The organism is Bacillus cereus (assembly GCF_002564555.1).
Taxonomy (GTDB): Bacteria; Bacillota; Bacilli; order Bacillales; family Bacillaceae_G; genus Bacillus_A; species Bacillus_A cereus_K.
On sequence record NZ_NUVD01000020.1, the window covers coordinates 606,961 to 621,289 of the forward strand.

A 14,329-nucleotide genomic window follows, 5' to 3' on the forward strand; every position below is an offset into this window, starting at 1 on the left:
TAGGGGGAGGTGAAATTAATGTATGTGCGAGATTTAACAGGAGAAGAATACGTTACACAAATAACGTATCTTACCGAAGTAGAATTGAATGGAAATTGTGTACTATCCGCGAAGATTCAGCCTAACAAGCCGAATCTTTTGTTTTTATCCAAACTATCAAAAATGTGGACGATAGTTGACGACAATGATACATCATACAAGATAATCTATTTAAAGAAACAAGGGGAAGGTGAACAACTATCCGCAGAGATAAAAGCAATTCCAAAATTCTTCGATGACGCAAACAATGATAGAGTCTATGAGGTGTATGATAAATCCCTTACCGCTAAAGCAGCTTTTGATATCATTTTTGCAAACAGCGGCTATTTTTATCAGTTAAGTGGAGACTTTACTGCGAAAGAGTGGCAAGGCTTTGGTGGCGGTGCCGCTCGGTTAGATATGTTCAAAGACGCACTAAATCGGTATGGAGCAGAGTTCAAAGTGCTAGGTAATATCGTGTATATTGAGAAACAAATTGGATCTGATTTAAATGTAATGTACAGGCATAGACTTAATGCTTCTAATATCGTTCAAGAGGTAGATGCTTCAAACTTGTGGACGTATATTAAAGGATATGGTGATTATGGTGGTGATAAAGAGGATGGAGATTGGAAAGATGCAAAGTTAAAACGCGAATACACATCACCACTTGCTAAACTAGTAGGTAAACGCCATGCGCCTCCCCTTAAAAACGGTAAAATTAAATTAGCATCCACAATGGATGAAAACTTAAAAACTATTGTAAATGAAAGTTTGAAAATTAGTGTTACAGCTGACATACATGATTTAACGAAACAAAAATACCCGATCGCCCAAAGTTCCGTTGGTGATAGGGTATTTTTAATTGATGAACGAATTGAATTAGATGAAGAGGTTCGTGTGGTAAATCAAAAAATATTACGTGACTGGCGAGGTAATATTTTAGATGTGAAATTAACTTTTGGTAGCCAAGATATTACCAAAAGGCATCAATCAAATCTAAATGCAGCAGCGAAAACAATTAGCGATTTGATGGAAGGACGCGAAAAGTTACCACTCAATGCATTGGCGGCAGAAGTTTCCAATGTAACAAAAATGATTTTAGGTGTTACATCAGAAATTGACATCACAGAGCACGGATTGATTGCGAAGGATAAAAACAATCCAAACTATGTAGTAATTCTAAACTCCGCTGGACTTGGTATTTCACAAGACGGCGGTACGACTTTCCGAAACGCAATTACTGGACGTGGCATACTTGCGGAACATATTCTTGCAGGAACAATTACAACTGGAGGAAATAAGCGAATAGACATTGCAGATGGCTCTATTTGGTCATACGTCGGAGATAAGTTGACTATGAGTTTTGGGCAGTATCAATTAGACTTTTATCATCCAGATGGCACGAAAATTGGAAACTTTGGCCCAGGTAATATAGTTGATACTGATATTCCAGGGCTACGTCTAGTTTTAGCTGAAAATCAAGGTTATTTCAATATTGGACATGATTATAACAAAATAGTTCGACCGACTTTTCGTACTTATAGTTATGACGGTGTATATTACACATTTGTTGCCGGTCCATACTCAGATAATTCGTGGATGGGAGTTTTTGCATCAACGAAGATATGGGAAAGTGACCATCCAAGAAATCAAGCATGCTCTTTGTATTCAGCGGAGGATCACAATGTATATAATTACTTTGGTCGAAATGGTTCGGATAGTAAATACCAATTTAGTTATAACGGTTCTGATCAAAACTCACATGTTATGGGTTATTTTGATAAAGATGGCTTCTGGTCACGCTTAGTGCGAGGCGATTCGATGGAAAGTGGTACGTATAAAGTTGGTTCTGGTGATAAACGGATACACAGTTATACAGATGCGATTGGTTTAGAATTCAGTAAAGCTAATCGGATTCTTGTTCGTCAAGATGGTTCAGTTAATATATTCGCTAATGGAACACTCAAGCATTCGTTCAAGCCAGATGGTAGTAAATCGGGTGGATCTATCGAAATCGATGGTGTCAACTTAGGTATGTCACCAATTGATAGTCCACAAGTTCTCATTGAATATGTTATTTTCGAACAGGTTGTGACTGAAGGTGGTGTTGAAGTAATGCTTGATGAACAGTTCCTAAAGGCTGTAGGAGGAGAATATGCTGTATTTCCATCTTCAGATGTAGAAGTGGAGAAAAAGAAAAATTCTATTATTCTACGTGGTAATAAAACAGTAGATATAAGACTTGTCGGAAAACGTATTGGATACCAGGAAGAATTTTGGTTGAATATGAAATACGAAGCAACAGAGCAGTTATAAGCTGGTCTTTTTTTATTGTCAAAAAGGAGATGAGAACAGTGGAAGATGCAATTTTCAATTCAATGATGCAACAAGGAGCATTCGCATTGTTATTTGTGTGGATGCTTTTTACTACGCAAAAAAAGAATGAACAACGTGAAGAAAAGTATCAAAAAGTAATAGAAAAAAACCAAGAAGTTATTGAAGAACAAGCGAAAGCATTCGGATCTATTTCTAAAGATGTATCAGAAATCAAACAAAAACTATTTGAGGGAGACGATAAATAATGGGACACATTGTAGATATTTCAAAATGGAACGGTAAAATTAATTGGGATGTAGCGGCAGCTCAATTAGATTTAGTAATTGCTAGGGTACAAGATGGGTCAAATGTTGTAGATCATATGTATCAAAGCTACGTGAGTGAAATGAAAAGACGAGGTGTTCCTTTTGGTAATTATGCATTCTGTCGCTTTGTTTCTGAAAATGATGCAAGAGTTGAAGCAAGGGACTTCTGGAATCGCGGAGATAAAGATGCTTTATTCTGGGTAGCTGATGTGGAAGTAAAAACAATGGGCAATATGTTAGCTGGAACATTAGCTTTTATCGATGAATTACGCCGATTAGGTGCTAAAAAGGTGGGTTTATATGTTGGCCATCATACATATAAAGAGTTCCAAGCGGATAAAGTAAACGCTGATTTCGTATGGATTCCTCGTTATGGCGGTAACAAACCAACTTATCCATGTGATATCTGGCAATACACAGAAACAGGACACGTTCCTGGCATCGGAAAATGTGACTTGAACTACTTGGTTGGAAATAAGAGTTTAGAGTGGTTTACAGGAGTAGAGAAAACAATTGCAACTAGTCAATATGATTCTAGTTGGTTTACAAAACAAGACGGTGTATTCACTTTAGATAGAACAATTAATCTAAGAGACAAACCTCATGACGGTAATATTATCGCTACCTTGAACGCAGGTGACCAAGTGAAGTATGATGCTTTTGGAAATGAGGGTGAGGGTTATGTTTGGTTACGTCAAAAGCGTTCGAATGGTTATGGTTATATTGCAAGTGGTGAGACTAGTAACGGAAAACGTGTTAGTAGTTGGGGATCATTTAAGTAACATAAAAATTGCCGGCTCTTAATTGAGCCGGCTTTTTTCTATGAAACGTATAATTCTCCTTTTTTAAAGTTTTTACATTTTCCGCATTGCATACACTGAACCATACCAATTGGCTGTTTCTTCTTTTGTGAAGCAGACACGAAGTAACCAATGCCCAACGGAATCCCGATTACTGTTAAACAGCAAAGTATCCCCATGCGTTTTGCTAATTTCACATAATACATATTATCTCGTAGTTTTACGTTATTGCTCCCACATTTTGAACAAGTAATCCCAGTCTTAAATTCATATTGCCCGATATCGATTCTCCTTTTATATATGAAATACGTTATATTATTACAAATCGGATATCTTTCTAACTTGTTTTTCCTTATTTTTAAAATTCCTCTTATATTGTTTAAAGTCCTGTTTCTCCACATAGAATTGTTCGCCAGTTGCAACGTTTTTCACTAAATATGTTTTCATCATGAATTCTTTGATTGAAAAATAAGTAGCCCATATCCATATTGAAAGTGTAAGAGTTGGAACAGCTAATAGAAAAGTAATTACTAAAATAACAATATCCACTTTAGGCGTTACTCGTTTTAACACTAAACGTTTCCCGGATGCAGCTTGAGCTTGTTCTAATTGTTGCATACGTTGTAGTGATGCTACAGTATCATAACTCATTACATAACCTCCTGATAAATAATGACAAAATTATTATATCAAACTTTAGAGATATTTGGATTGTTTATGAAATTATAAAATGTGCATTTAGAGGGTTTCAGCTCCAGATAAAATCAAATAATTTAACTAACCATGATTTTTATATATAATAGAAGAAATTAAAAAATCCCTCTTTTGTCATCACCCTGTTGGCGTCAACCTCATGCGCCTAATGGCCACAAAAAACATCTACTTCGTCCCATTCGGGCAAGATGCACCAGAGAAAAAACCAAACTCAATGGTAGCTCGTATGGAGCTACTTGAAGATACCGTATTAGAAGCGCTGCAAGGGAAGCAATTGCAACCAGTTGTTGTAGAAAAATTCAGATATATGAATTAAAAAACGAAAAAAAACGGACAATTTTTGATGAAACCATCATTCTTACTGTAGAATATGATAAAATTAACGTTATTAAGATTAGAAGGGGTATTGTATACTCCTTCTGATTCTAAGTTATAGAAGGATTGGTATCTAGAAAGGGGCATAGTGATGGAAAAGCAAAAAACTTTTCATGTCGCTGTAGTTGGAGCAACCGGCGCAGTTGGTGAACAAATGTTAAATACTTTAGAGAAACGAGAATTTCCAATCGGGAAATTAACGTTACTTTCATCTAAACGATCTGCAGGTAAGAAACTTGTATTTAAAGGCGAAGAATTTACAGTTCAAGAGGCAACTCCTGAAAGTTTTGAAGGAGTAGATATCGCACTATTTAGTGCTGGTGGATCTGTATCGAAACAATTAGCGCCAGAAGCAGCAAAACGCGGTGCGATTGTTGTTGATAATACAAGTGCATTCCGTATGACAGAAAACGTGCCACTTGTTGTACCTGAAGTAAATGAAAACGACTTAAAAGAACATAATGGAATTATTGCAAATCCAAACTGTTCTACAATTCAAATGGTAGTCGCTCTTGAACCAGTTCGTCAGCAATATGGTTTAAAACGAGTAATCGTTTCCACATATCAAGCTGTATCAGGTGCTGGTGCGGCAGCGATTGAAGAACTTCATGAACAATCACAAGCAATCTTAAATGGCGAAGAAGTTAAGGCGAATGTTTTACCAGTATCAGGTGATAAGAAACATTTCCAAATTGCTTTTAATGCGATTCCACAGATTGACAAATTCGAAGATAATGGATTTACATTTGAAGAAATGAAAATGATTAATGAAACGAAAAAAATTATGCATATGCCAGAACTAGAAGTAGCGGCTACATGTGTACGTTTACCGGTTGTATCAGGGCATTCTGAGTCTGTTTACATCGAAGTAGAAAAAGAAGGCGTAACAGTAGAAGAATTTAAGAGCTTACTTGCAAATGCGGAAGGTATTGTTCTGCAAGATAATCCAGAAGAACAGTTATATCCAATGCCAGCTACTGCAGTAGGTAAAAACGAAGTATTCGTTGGAAGAATCCGTAAAGATTTAAATAACGATAAAGGATTCCATCTTTGGGTCGTATCTGATAACTTATTAAAAGGCGCTGCATGGAATTCTGTTCAAATTGCAGAGCGCTTAGTAAAATTACAATTAGTGTAAACGGCTAAGAGAAGGTGCAAAATATGAAAATAATTGTTCAAAAATTTGGTGGCACATCAGTACGTGATGAAAATGGACGTAAGCATGCGCTTCATCATATAAAAAAATCGTTAGCTGCTGGTTATAAAGTAGTTACTGTCGTATCTGCTATGGGCCGTAAAGGTGAACCATATGCAACGGATACGTTATTAAGTCTTGTAAATCAAGAGGAATCTACTATTTCTAAACGTGAGCAAGATTTATTATTATCATGTGGAGAGTTAATCTCTGCAATTGTTTTCTCTAATATGTTGAATGAGAACGGCATAAAAGCAGCGGCATTAAATGGTGCACAAGCTGGTTTTGTAACAAATGATGATTTTACGAATGCGAAAATCGTTGAAATGAATTGCGATCGTATACATGAAGAATTAGAAAATCTAGATGTAATCGTCGTTACAGGATTCCAAGGGCAAACGAAAAAAGGTGATACGACAACACTTGGACGCGGAGGTAGCGATACTTCAGCTTCAGCATTAGGTGTTGCGCTTCATGCTGAATTTATTGATATCTTCACAGATGTAGAAGGTGTTATGACCGCGGATCCTCGTATTGTAAAAGATGCACGTCATCTTCAAACGGTAACGTACAATGAAATTTGTAACATGGCTTACCAAGGTGCAAAAGTCGTTCATCCACGTGCAGTTGAAATTGCGATGCATGCAAAAGTACCGCTTCGTGTACGTTCTACTTACTCTGATAGCGAAGGTACGCTTATTGCAGCATACGATGGTGCTACAAAAGGGCAGGATGTAGAAGAACGTCCTGTTACAGGTATTGCCCATGTATCAAATGTAACGCAAATTAAAGTGCTTGCAAAAGAAACTGCATACGATATACAGCAACATGTGTTTAAAGAAATGGCAAACGAAGGCATTAGTGTTGACTTAATTAACATTTCTCCTACTGGTGTAGCTTATACAGTAAATGATAATGTATCAGCTCGCGCTGTCGAAGTGTTGAAGCAACTTGGATATGAGCCAATTGTGACAGAGCATTGTGCGAAAGTATCTATCGTTGGGGCTGGAATGGCAGGTATCCCAGGGGTTACTGCAAAGATCGTTACAGCTTTAGCGGAAAAAGGTATTCAAATTCTGCAATCAGCAGATAGTCATACGACAATTTGGGTTCTTGTAAAAGAAACCGATTTAGTGGAGGCTGTAAATGCATTACATAGTGCGTTTGAGCTTTCAAAAGAAAAGCAACTGGAACAATAAGGAGTGAGACCATGATAGATTTTGGGACAATTGCAACTGCGATGGTAACACCGTTTGATATAAATGGGAATATCGATTTTGCAAAGACAACGAAATTGGTAAATTATTTAATTGATAACGGTACAACAGCAATCGTGGTAGGAGGAACGACAGGTGAATCTCCTACATTAACTTCAGAAGAAAAAGTAGCGCTATATCGCCATGTCGTATCTGTTGTCGATAAAAGGGTGCCCGTAATCGCTGGAACAGGTAGCAATAATACGCATGCTTCTGTTGACTTAACTAAAAAGGCAACAGAAGTTGGTGTTGATGCAGTTATGCTAGTAGCGCCGTATTATAACAAACCGAGTCAAGAGGGAATGTATCAGCACTTTAAAACAATTGCTGAAAGCACTCCGCTTCCGGTTATGCTATATAACGTTCCAGGACGATCTATTGTACAAATCTCCGTTGATACAGTTGTTCGTTTATCAGAAATAGAAAACATTGTTGCGATTAAAGATGCAGGCGGCGATGTACTAACAATGACAGAAATCATTGAAAAAACAGCGGACGACTTTGCAGTATACAGCGGTGATGACGGTTTAACGTTACCGGCTATGGCGGTTGGAGCGAAAGGTATCGTTTCAGTAGCATCTCATGTTATTGGAAATGAAATGCAAGAAATGATTGCAGCATTCCAAGCAGGAGAGTTCAAAAAGGCGCAAAAATTACATCAATTGCTTGTAAGAGTAACTGACTCATTATTTATGGCGCCAAGCCCAACTCCTGTAAAAACAGCGTTACAAATGGTGGGATTAGATGTAGGTTCTGTACGTTTACCACTTCTTCCATTAACAGAAGAAGAAAGAGTGGCGTTACAATCTGTAATGCAATCAATTCCTCGTTAAAAAAAATGACCTAGTGGGAAGCTAGGTCATTTTTTTTGTGTGAAAATGTTTGAATCTGTTTTAAAATAAATTTTTTGTAAAATGATTTTAGGCTCTCCTTTCTTATCTGTATATGTTCCTATAATGTCAAAACCACTTTTTATGTTTAAAATAAATATATTACGCAACTTGTTTTTGTTTAAACGATAGAAAAACTTTTTTCTTTTAAAGTATTGTGTTGTTCTTGCATTAATTTGGAGGAAATCCCTTGATATCTATAGAGACTGTCATCCCCGCTAAGTTAATTGGAAAATGTAACCTTATTAAATTCATATCCAATTTTGTAGCCTACAACTTTTTCGTCATGTATTGCAACGTTTATAAGAAAATAATCTTGCACCTTGAGTTTCGTTAAAAAGTCGTAGCTATTACTGAAAATGTTTTTGTGTAAGTGTAGTAAACTTTCAGTTATGTTTTTAGGAGGAATTGTCTCAAATGTGACGTAATCCATAAAAAACCCTCATTTCATAAGTATTTTTGTGCAATTTAAGAAAAAAATCTAGAAAATCCATCATATGAAAGTAATTTAGAGTATTTAGGGGTGTATTTTCAAAATAATATGGATTATAAAAGCAACGTAAATATACCGGAAATAAGCTCGATACTTTTGGTGTCATTCCTTTCTTTTACTGTTTCTTTCTCACGATTTAACTTGTGTTCTATTTCTTGTATCAGGTATAATATGGCTAAGTAGCTTAGTACGGGTATGCTTAGCAAAATTGGAAGAAATTATAATTTAATTAAATTTTCATATCATATCGAATAAGATATTTGATTTATATAATGAAAGAGAGGTGAAACCTGGTTTAAAAAATAAACAAGGACATGATATCGCATAACGGTAAGGACATTCGTCTTGGACGGTGAATATATGGTGGTTGTAGAGTTTCCCCTGGTGTCTCTACAATTTTAGTGAAATCAGTGTTTGCAAGATTTTTAAACCAGGCAACAACATGAAGAGAAAAGAGAATGAGTCTGTTAAAGTATTTGCTCTTGGTGGAGTAGGTGAAATCGGGAAAAATATGTACTGTGTTGAAATTGATTCTGAAATCTTTATTGTAGATGCAGGATTAATGTTCCCAGGAGATGAAATGTTTGGAATTGATATCGTTATTCCTGATATTACATACTTAGTAGAAAATCAAGAGCGAGTAAAAGGTTTATTTATTACTCACGGTCATGAAGATCATATTGGTGGAATTGTTTACGTACTTCGTAAATTATCTATTCCAGTGTATGCAACGAAATTAACGGTAGGACTTATACAAGAAAAACTTGGCGAAGCGGGCATGTTAGGCCGTGTAGACTTAAAAACAATCGACGCAAATTCAACAGTAGAATTTAATACTACAACGGTGTCATTCTTTGGAACGACACATAGTATTCCGGATTCTGTTGGTGTTTGTTTCCATACATCAAAAGGTGCTGTCGTATATACGGGAGACTTTAAATTCGATCAAACTCCGATTGGAAATAGTGGAGCAGACCTTGGGAAAATGGCACAAATCGGAAATGAAGGCGTACTTTGCTTATTATCTGATAGTACAAATGCTGAGCGTCCAGGCTATACAGGTTCGGAAAAAGAAGTTGGGGTAGAAATTTCTAAAGTATTCTACGGCGCAGAAGGTCGCATTATCGTTGCTTCATTTGCATCGAATGTACACCGTATTCAACAAGTGTTTGATGCAGCTGCTGAAACGGGAAGAAAAGTAGCAGTAGTGGGACGTAGTATGGTGAAAGTAGTAGACATTGCTAGACGTCTTGGTTATTTAGATGTTCCAGAAGGTATGGTTATTTCACTGCAAGAAGTAGATAATTTCCCAGAGAAAAAGGTAGCTATTTTAACGACAGGTAGTCAAGGTGAACCGATGGCAGCCCTTTCTAGAATGGCGAAGCAAGCACATAAACAAATTTCAATTCGTAAAGGTGATACGGTTATTATTGCGGCTTCTCCAATTCCAGGTAATGAAATTTCTGTATCAAAAATTATTGACTTATTATTTAGAGCTGGAGCTGAAGTTATTTATTATGGCGAAAGAAAAGTCCATGTTTCAGGTCACGGTAGTCAAGAAGAATTAAAACTAATGTTAAATTTAATGAAACCGAAGTATTTTGTACCCGTACATGGTGAGTTCCGTATGCAAAAAGCACATGCATATTTAGCTGAAGATGTAGGTATTGCAAGAGAAAATATCTTTATCGTAGAAAAAGGCGATGTAATTGCTTTTGGTGACGATGAAGCGAACTTAGTTGGTAAAGTACAAGCTGGTAATGTTTTAATTGATGGACTAGGTGTAGGTGACGTTGGAAATATCGTTCTTCGAGATAGAAAGATGTTATCTCAAGACGGAATTTTAGTAGTTGTTGTAACACTTGGTAAAGATGAAAAGAAAATTATCTCTGGTCCAGAAATTATTTCACGTGGCTTTGTATATGTTCGTGAATCAGAAGCGTTAATTGACCGATCTACAGAGATTGTACGTATGATTGTTGAGCAATCAATTAAAGAGTATTCGATTGAATGGTCTATGTTAAAACAAAATATCCGTGAGTTATTAGGACAGTTCTTGTACGAAGAGACAAAGAGAAAGCCTATGATCTTACCGATTATTATGGAAGTGTAAAAAAGATCACCTTTACGGGTGATCTTTTTTCTTTTGTAACTCCATCGAATGAAATTTATAACTTAAGAAATAATAGTTATATACGAGTGAAAGGGGATGCGATATGACAGAACGTGATCGTTATACAAATGAGGAGAAAGAAGCTGAGCCAAAAGAAATTGGGAAAGAAGCGTCGATAGTAGAGAAAATTCAACAACTTGGACAAACAAATGTACCACAAATGAATGAATCGCGTATTCATTGTTTAACAATTGTTGGGCAAGTGGAAGGTCATATTCAGTTGCCTCCGCAAAATAAAACAACAAAATATGAGCATATCATTCCGCAAATTGTCGCGATTGAACAAAATCCGAAAATTGAAGGTTTGCTTTTAATATTAAACACAGTTGGAGGTGACGTTGAAGCTGGACTAGCGATTTCTGAGATGGTAGCTTCGCTTTCAAAGCCGACGGTATCTCTTGTTTTGGGCGGGGGACATTCCATTGGTGTACCAATTGCTGTCTCTACTGATTATTCATTTATTGCGGAAACTGCGACTATGACAATTCATCCAATTCGTTTAACGGGTCTTGTCATAGGTGTGCCACAAACATTTGAGTATTTGGATAAAATGCAAGAAAGAGTCAGTCGATTTGTGACGAAGCATTCGAAAGTAACGGAAGATCGTTTTAAAGAGCTTATGTTTGCGAAAGGAAATTTGACGCGAGATATTGGAACGAATGTAATTGGTGGAGATGCGGTGAAGTATGGTCTTATAGATGATGTCGGTGGTATTGGTAGCGCACTTCGAAAATTAAACGAATTAATTGATGAACGCATGGACAGCCATACAGAAGGGACAATGTTACAATGATTTTATATACAATTATGCCAGAGCAACTTGTATATCCGGCCGATTATTCACAATGTGAAAGCCAAAAAGTTGTGAATATAAATGGCGTGGAATTAATGGTTTCTGAGGAAAGTAATCAATGTTATTCTATTGTACGTGTGTTAAGTACGAACCCGTTTGACTACTTAGAATATGAGCCTGGTCAGAAAATAACCTTTTAGCAAAAAGAAGGATTTTGCTTAGAAGCTATGGTATAATATAAAAAACAAGACGGTTGAGCAGCCATGAGTAGGCTGCTTTCTTCTGTTTATTTAACATTTTACAAGAAGTGTAAATATGGAAGATATAAAGACCTGAAAAATAGAGAAAACAGACGTATAAGTAGGGCTTTTTTAAAAGGGAGTTTTTCTTATATGTAGAACGTGAGGTGAAGAAATGGCAAAACAAAAGCAAAGAGGGACGAAGGCAAAGGCAAGACGTACGATAAAGCCAACCTTGTATTATGAAATCGTCGGTTTGACTCTTTTTGCACTTTCAATCATTACGATTTTACAGCTAGGTGTTGTAGGGAAATCGTTTGTATTATTTTTTCGTTTCTTCTTTGGTGAGTGGTACATAATTGGTGTGTTAGGTGTAATAGCTTTATCAGTTTCGTTTGTTATAAAACGCGGATGGCCGAACCTTTTAAATAAACGGTTAATCGGAGTTTATTTAATTGTATTGGCGATATTGATGTTTAGTCATATTACATTATTTAACCTTCTTACGAAAGATGGAGCAGTGCAAAATACTTCTGTTATTGTGAGTACGAAAGATAACTTCTTTCTTGAAATGAAAAAGGGGCCAGATAGCGTTCATTTAGGCGGTGGTATGTTTGGTGCGCTTATGTTCGCAACATGTTACTTCTTATTTGATGAAGTAGGAGCTTATATCATTGGAATTATTCTAGTTATTCTCGGAATACTTTGTATAACAAATAAGCATATTGGTGAAGTCCTTGCTCCGGTAGGGAGAATTCTTAGAAGTCAATTTGAAGTGATACAAGAGGATTATAAAGATTGGCGATCCAAAAGGGCTGCGGAACAAACAGAGAAGAAAAAAACAACAAGAAGTTCAAGACACGAACGCGTTGTGGAGCAAGAAGAAATTATTGAACCTATGGAAGAGATACAAATTGATCCTCCGATTATTTCAAATTTCACTGAAAATTATCCTGTAAATGAAGAAGAGGATAAACGAATCGAAGTAGAACAAGAACAAGAAGATTTGATTACTTCACCGTTTATAGAAGAAGCTCCACCTGTTGAGGAGCCGAAGAAAAAGCGTGGAGAAAAAATCGTTGAATCGCTAGATGGTGAAACGAAAGCACCTCCTATGCAATTTTCTAATGTAGAAAATAAAGATTACAAGCTTCCTTCACTTGATATATTAAAATTCCCGAAAAATAAGCAAGTTACAAATGAAAATGCGGAAATTTATGAGAATGCTCGTAAATTAGAACGTACATTCCAAAGTTTTGGCGTGAAAGCGAAAGTAACAAAAGTACATAGAGGACCTGCAGTTACGAAGTATGAAGTGTATCCCGACATGGGAGTGAAGGTAAGTAAAATTGTTAGTTTAAGTGATGATTTAGCGCTTGCATTAGCGGCGAAAGATATTCGTATTGAAGCACCTATTCCAGGGAAGTCAGCTGTAGGGATTGAAGTTCCGAACTCAGAAGTTTCTATGGTAACCCTTAGGGAAGTACTTGACTCTAAGGCTAATAATCATCCGGAAGAGAAGTTGTTAATTGGTCTTGGACGAGATATTACAGGTGAAGCTGTATTAGCCCGTTTAAATAAAATGCCCCATTTACTAGTAGCAGGTGCGACAGGTAGCGGGAAAAGTGTATGTATTAACGGTATTATTGTTAGTATTTTAATGCGTGCAAAACCGCACGAAGTAAAATTAATGATGATTGATCCGAAAATGGTAGAGTTAAATGTATATAACGGTGTTCCTCATTTGTTAACGCCAGTTGTAACTGATCCGAAAAAAGCATCGCAAGCTTTGAAAAAAGTTGTGAGTGAGATGGAACGTCGTTATGAATTGTTCGCTCATAGTGGTACGCGTAACATTGAAGGGTATAACGATTATATTAAAAATCATAATAGTCAATCGGAAGCGAAACAGCCTGAATTACCTTATATTGTAGTAATTGTGGATGAGTTAGCAGATTTAATGATGGTTGCTTCGTCGGATGTAGAAGATGCAATTATGCGCTTAGCACAAATGGCTCGTGCGGCTGGTATTCATTTAATTATTGCAACGCAGCGTCCGTCAGTTGATGTAATTACTGGTGTTATAAAAGCAAATATTCCATCGCGTATTGCATTCGCTGTGTCTTCTCAAACGGATTCTCGTACAATTCTTGACGGTGGTGGCGCAGAGAAGCTATTAGGTCGAGGAGATATGCTGTTTATACCTATTGGTGCATCAAAGCCAGTACGTGTACAAGGGGCATTTTTATCAGATGATGAAGTTGAAAGAGTTGTAGAATATGTTATTGGACAGCAAAAAGCCCAGTATCAAGAAGATATGATTCCGCAAGATGTTCCTGATACAAAGCGGGAAGTAGAAGATGAATTATATGATGAAGCAGTTCAGCTTGTAGTGGAAATGCAAACAGCGTCCGTTTCTATGTTGCAACGTAGGTTTAGAGTAGGTTATACGCGAGCTGCTCGTTTGATTGATGCAATGGAAATGAATGGTGTAGTAGGTCCTTATGAAGGTAGTAAACCGAGAGAAGTGCTCATTAATGATGTACAAGAAAAAAGTTCTTAAAAAAAAGCCTAATTGTTTTTGCAATTAGGCTTTTTTATATACGGTTTTTGTTATATACTATAGTCAGCAACAAAGAAAGGGCTTACATTCTATGTGATTCTTTAGAATACGAATGCTATAGGTATTATTTTTATAAATGTTCGATATTCAATGTAGAAAAATGTTAAATTTTGTT

12 protein-coding genes and 1 pseudogene are annotated in these 14,329 nt (G+C 36.5%); 11 read left to right on the plus strand and 2 right to left on the minus strand.

Annotated elements, in window-relative coordinates:
* Window positions 1–18: 18 nt before the first annotated feature.
* From COI75_RS13720 to COI75_RS13730, 3 genes are read left to right on the plus strand one after another with little or no spacing between them, the layout of a single operon-like run.
* Complete coding sequence (locus tag COI75_RS13720) at window positions 19–2,337, plus strand: phage tail protein (protein ID WP_098448385.1); 2,319 nt, start codon at window positions 19–21, stop codon at window positions 2,335–2,337.
* A 38-nt stretch (window positions 2,338–2,375) separates the two neighbouring features.
* Window positions 2,376–2,603, plus strand: coding sequence for a BhlA/UviB family holin-like peptide (locus COI75_RS13725; RefSeq protein ID WP_255265678.1), 228 nt, complete (start codon window positions 2,376–2,378; stop codon window positions 2,601–2,603).
* Window positions 2,603–3,445 carry a GH25 family lysozyme gene (locus tag COI75_RS13730; RefSeq protein ID WP_098448386.1) on the plus strand — a complete coding sequence of 281 codons (843 nt, stop codon included), beginning with the start codon at window positions 2,603–2,605 and terminating at the stop codon, window positions 3,443–3,445. Before COI75_RS13725 ends, COI75_RS13730 begins: the two co-directional genes overlap by 1 nt.
* 38 nt (window positions 3,446–3,483) lie before the next feature.
* On the opposite strand, the gene COI75_RS13735 is transcribed toward COI75_RS13730, so the two are convergent.
* Both COI75_RS13735 and COI75_RS13740 read right to left on the minus strand, forming a co-directional pair.
* Entirely contained in the window at window positions 3,484–3,669 is a 186-nt protein-coding gene (locus tag COI75_RS13735) for a hypothetical protein (RefSeq protein WP_098448387.1), read from the minus strand.
* Between the two features lie 112 nt (window positions 3,670–3,781).
* A complete protein-coding gene (locus COI75_RS13740; protein WP_098448388.1) occupies window positions 3,782–4,114 on the minus strand; it encodes a hypothetical protein in 333 nt (110 codons plus the stop codon).
* 190 nt (window positions 4,115–4,304) lie between these two features.
* Here COI75_RS13740 and spoVFB point away from each other — a divergent pair.
* The 8 genes and pseudogenes from spoVFB to COI75_RS13790 all read left to right on the plus strand — a co-directional run.
* A pseudogene (gene spoVFB / locus COI75_RS13745) lies at window positions 4,305–4,493 on the plus strand (dipicolinate synthase subunit B); the annotation flags it as partial.
* Window positions 4,494–4,643: 150 nt separating this feature from the next.
* On the plus strand, window positions 4,644–5,690 hold the full coding sequence (gene asd, locus COI75_RS13750) for an aspartate-semialdehyde dehydrogenase (protein ID WP_000414852.1): 1,047 nt from the start codon (window positions 4,644–4,646) through the stop codon (window positions 5,688–5,690).
* 23 nt (window positions 5,691–5,713) lie between these two features.
* A complete protein-coding gene (gene dapG / locus COI75_RS13755) occupies window positions 5,714–6,946 on the plus strand; it encodes an aspartate kinase (protein WP_000692463.1) in 1,233 nt (410 codons plus the stop codon).
* Between the two features lie 11 nt (window positions 6,947–6,957).
* The gene (gene dapA / locus COI75_RS13760) at window positions 6,958–7,836 is read left to right on the plus strand and encodes a 4-hydroxy-tetrahydrodipicolinate synthase (RefSeq protein WP_000564771.1); all 879 of its coding nucleotides are present in this window, start codon (window positions 6,958–6,960) and stop codon (window positions 7,834–7,836) included.
* Window positions 7,837–8,828: 992 nt separating this feature from the next.
* Entirely contained in the window at window positions 8,829–10,499 is a 1,671-nt protein-coding gene (locus COI75_RS13775) for a ribonuclease J (RefSeq protein ID WP_000823074.1), read from the plus strand.
* A gap of 103 nt (window positions 10,500–10,602) precedes the next feature.
* Window positions 10,603–11,352 (plus strand): translocation-enhancing protein TepA, encoded by a 750-nt coding sequence (gene tepA, locus COI75_RS13780; protein WP_000139809.1) that lies wholly within the window; start codon window positions 10,603–10,605, stop codon window positions 11,350–11,352.
* The gene (locus tag COI75_RS13785; RefSeq protein ID WP_000605031.1) at window positions 11,349–11,552 is read left to right on the plus strand and encodes a YlzJ-like family protein; all 204 of its coding nucleotides are present in this window, start codon (window positions 11,349–11,351) and stop codon (window positions 11,550–11,552) included. Before tepA ends, COI75_RS13785 begins: the two co-directional genes overlap by 4 nt.
* Before the next feature lie 214 nt (window positions 11,553–11,766).
* Window positions 11,767–14,154: a DNA translocase FtsK gene (locus COI75_RS13790; protein WP_001118797.1), complete on the plus strand. Its 2,388-nt coding sequence runs from the start codon at window positions 11,767–11,769 to the stop codon at window positions 14,152–14,154.
* Window positions 14,155–14,329 lie beyond the last annotated feature (175 nt).

Excerpts from the sequence above, each read along its gene's own strand:
- COI75_RS13730 (WP_098448386.1), top strand. The coding sequence starts at position 2,603 with ATGGGACACATTGTAGATATTTCAAAATGGAACGGTAAAATTAATTGG.
- COI75_RS13790 (WP_001118797.1), top strand. The coding sequence starts at position 11,767 with ATGGCAAAACAAAAGCAAAGAGGGACGAAGGCAAAGGCAAGACGTACG.
- dapG (WP_000692463.1), top strand. The coding sequence starts at position 5,714 with ATGAAAATAATTGTTCAAAAATTTGGTGGCACATCAGTACGTGATGAA.
- COI75_RS13720 (WP_098448385.1), top strand. The coding sequence starts at position 19 with ATGTATGTGCGAGATTTAACAGGAGAAGAATACGTTACACAAATAACG.
- COI75_RS13740 (WP_098448388.1), bottom strand. The coding sequence starts at position 4,114 with ATGAGTTATGATACTGTAGCATCACTACAACGTATGCAACAATTAGAA.
- COI75_RS13785 (WP_000605031.1), top strand. The coding sequence starts at position 11,349 with ATGATTTTATATACAATTATGCCAGAGCAACTTGTATATCCGGCCGAT.
- asd (WP_000414852.1), top strand. The coding sequence starts at position 4,644 with ATGGAAAAGCAAAAAACTTTTCATGTCGCTGTAGTTGGAGCAACCGGC.
- tepA (WP_000139809.1), top strand. The coding sequence starts at position 10,603 with ATGACAGAACGTGATCGTTATACAAATGAGGAGAAAGAAGCTGAGCCA.
- dapA (WP_000564771.1), top strand. The coding sequence starts at position 6,958 with ATGATAGATTTTGGGACAATTGCAACTGCGATGGTAACACCGTTTGAT.
- COI75_RS13735 (WP_098448387.1), bottom strand. The coding sequence starts at position 3,669 with ATGTATTATGTGAAATTAGCAAAACGCATGGGGATACTTTGCTGTTTA.
- COI75_RS13775 (WP_000823074.1), top strand. The coding sequence starts at position 8,829 with ATGAAGAGAAAAGAGAATGAGTCTGTTAAAGTATTTGCTCTTGGTGGA.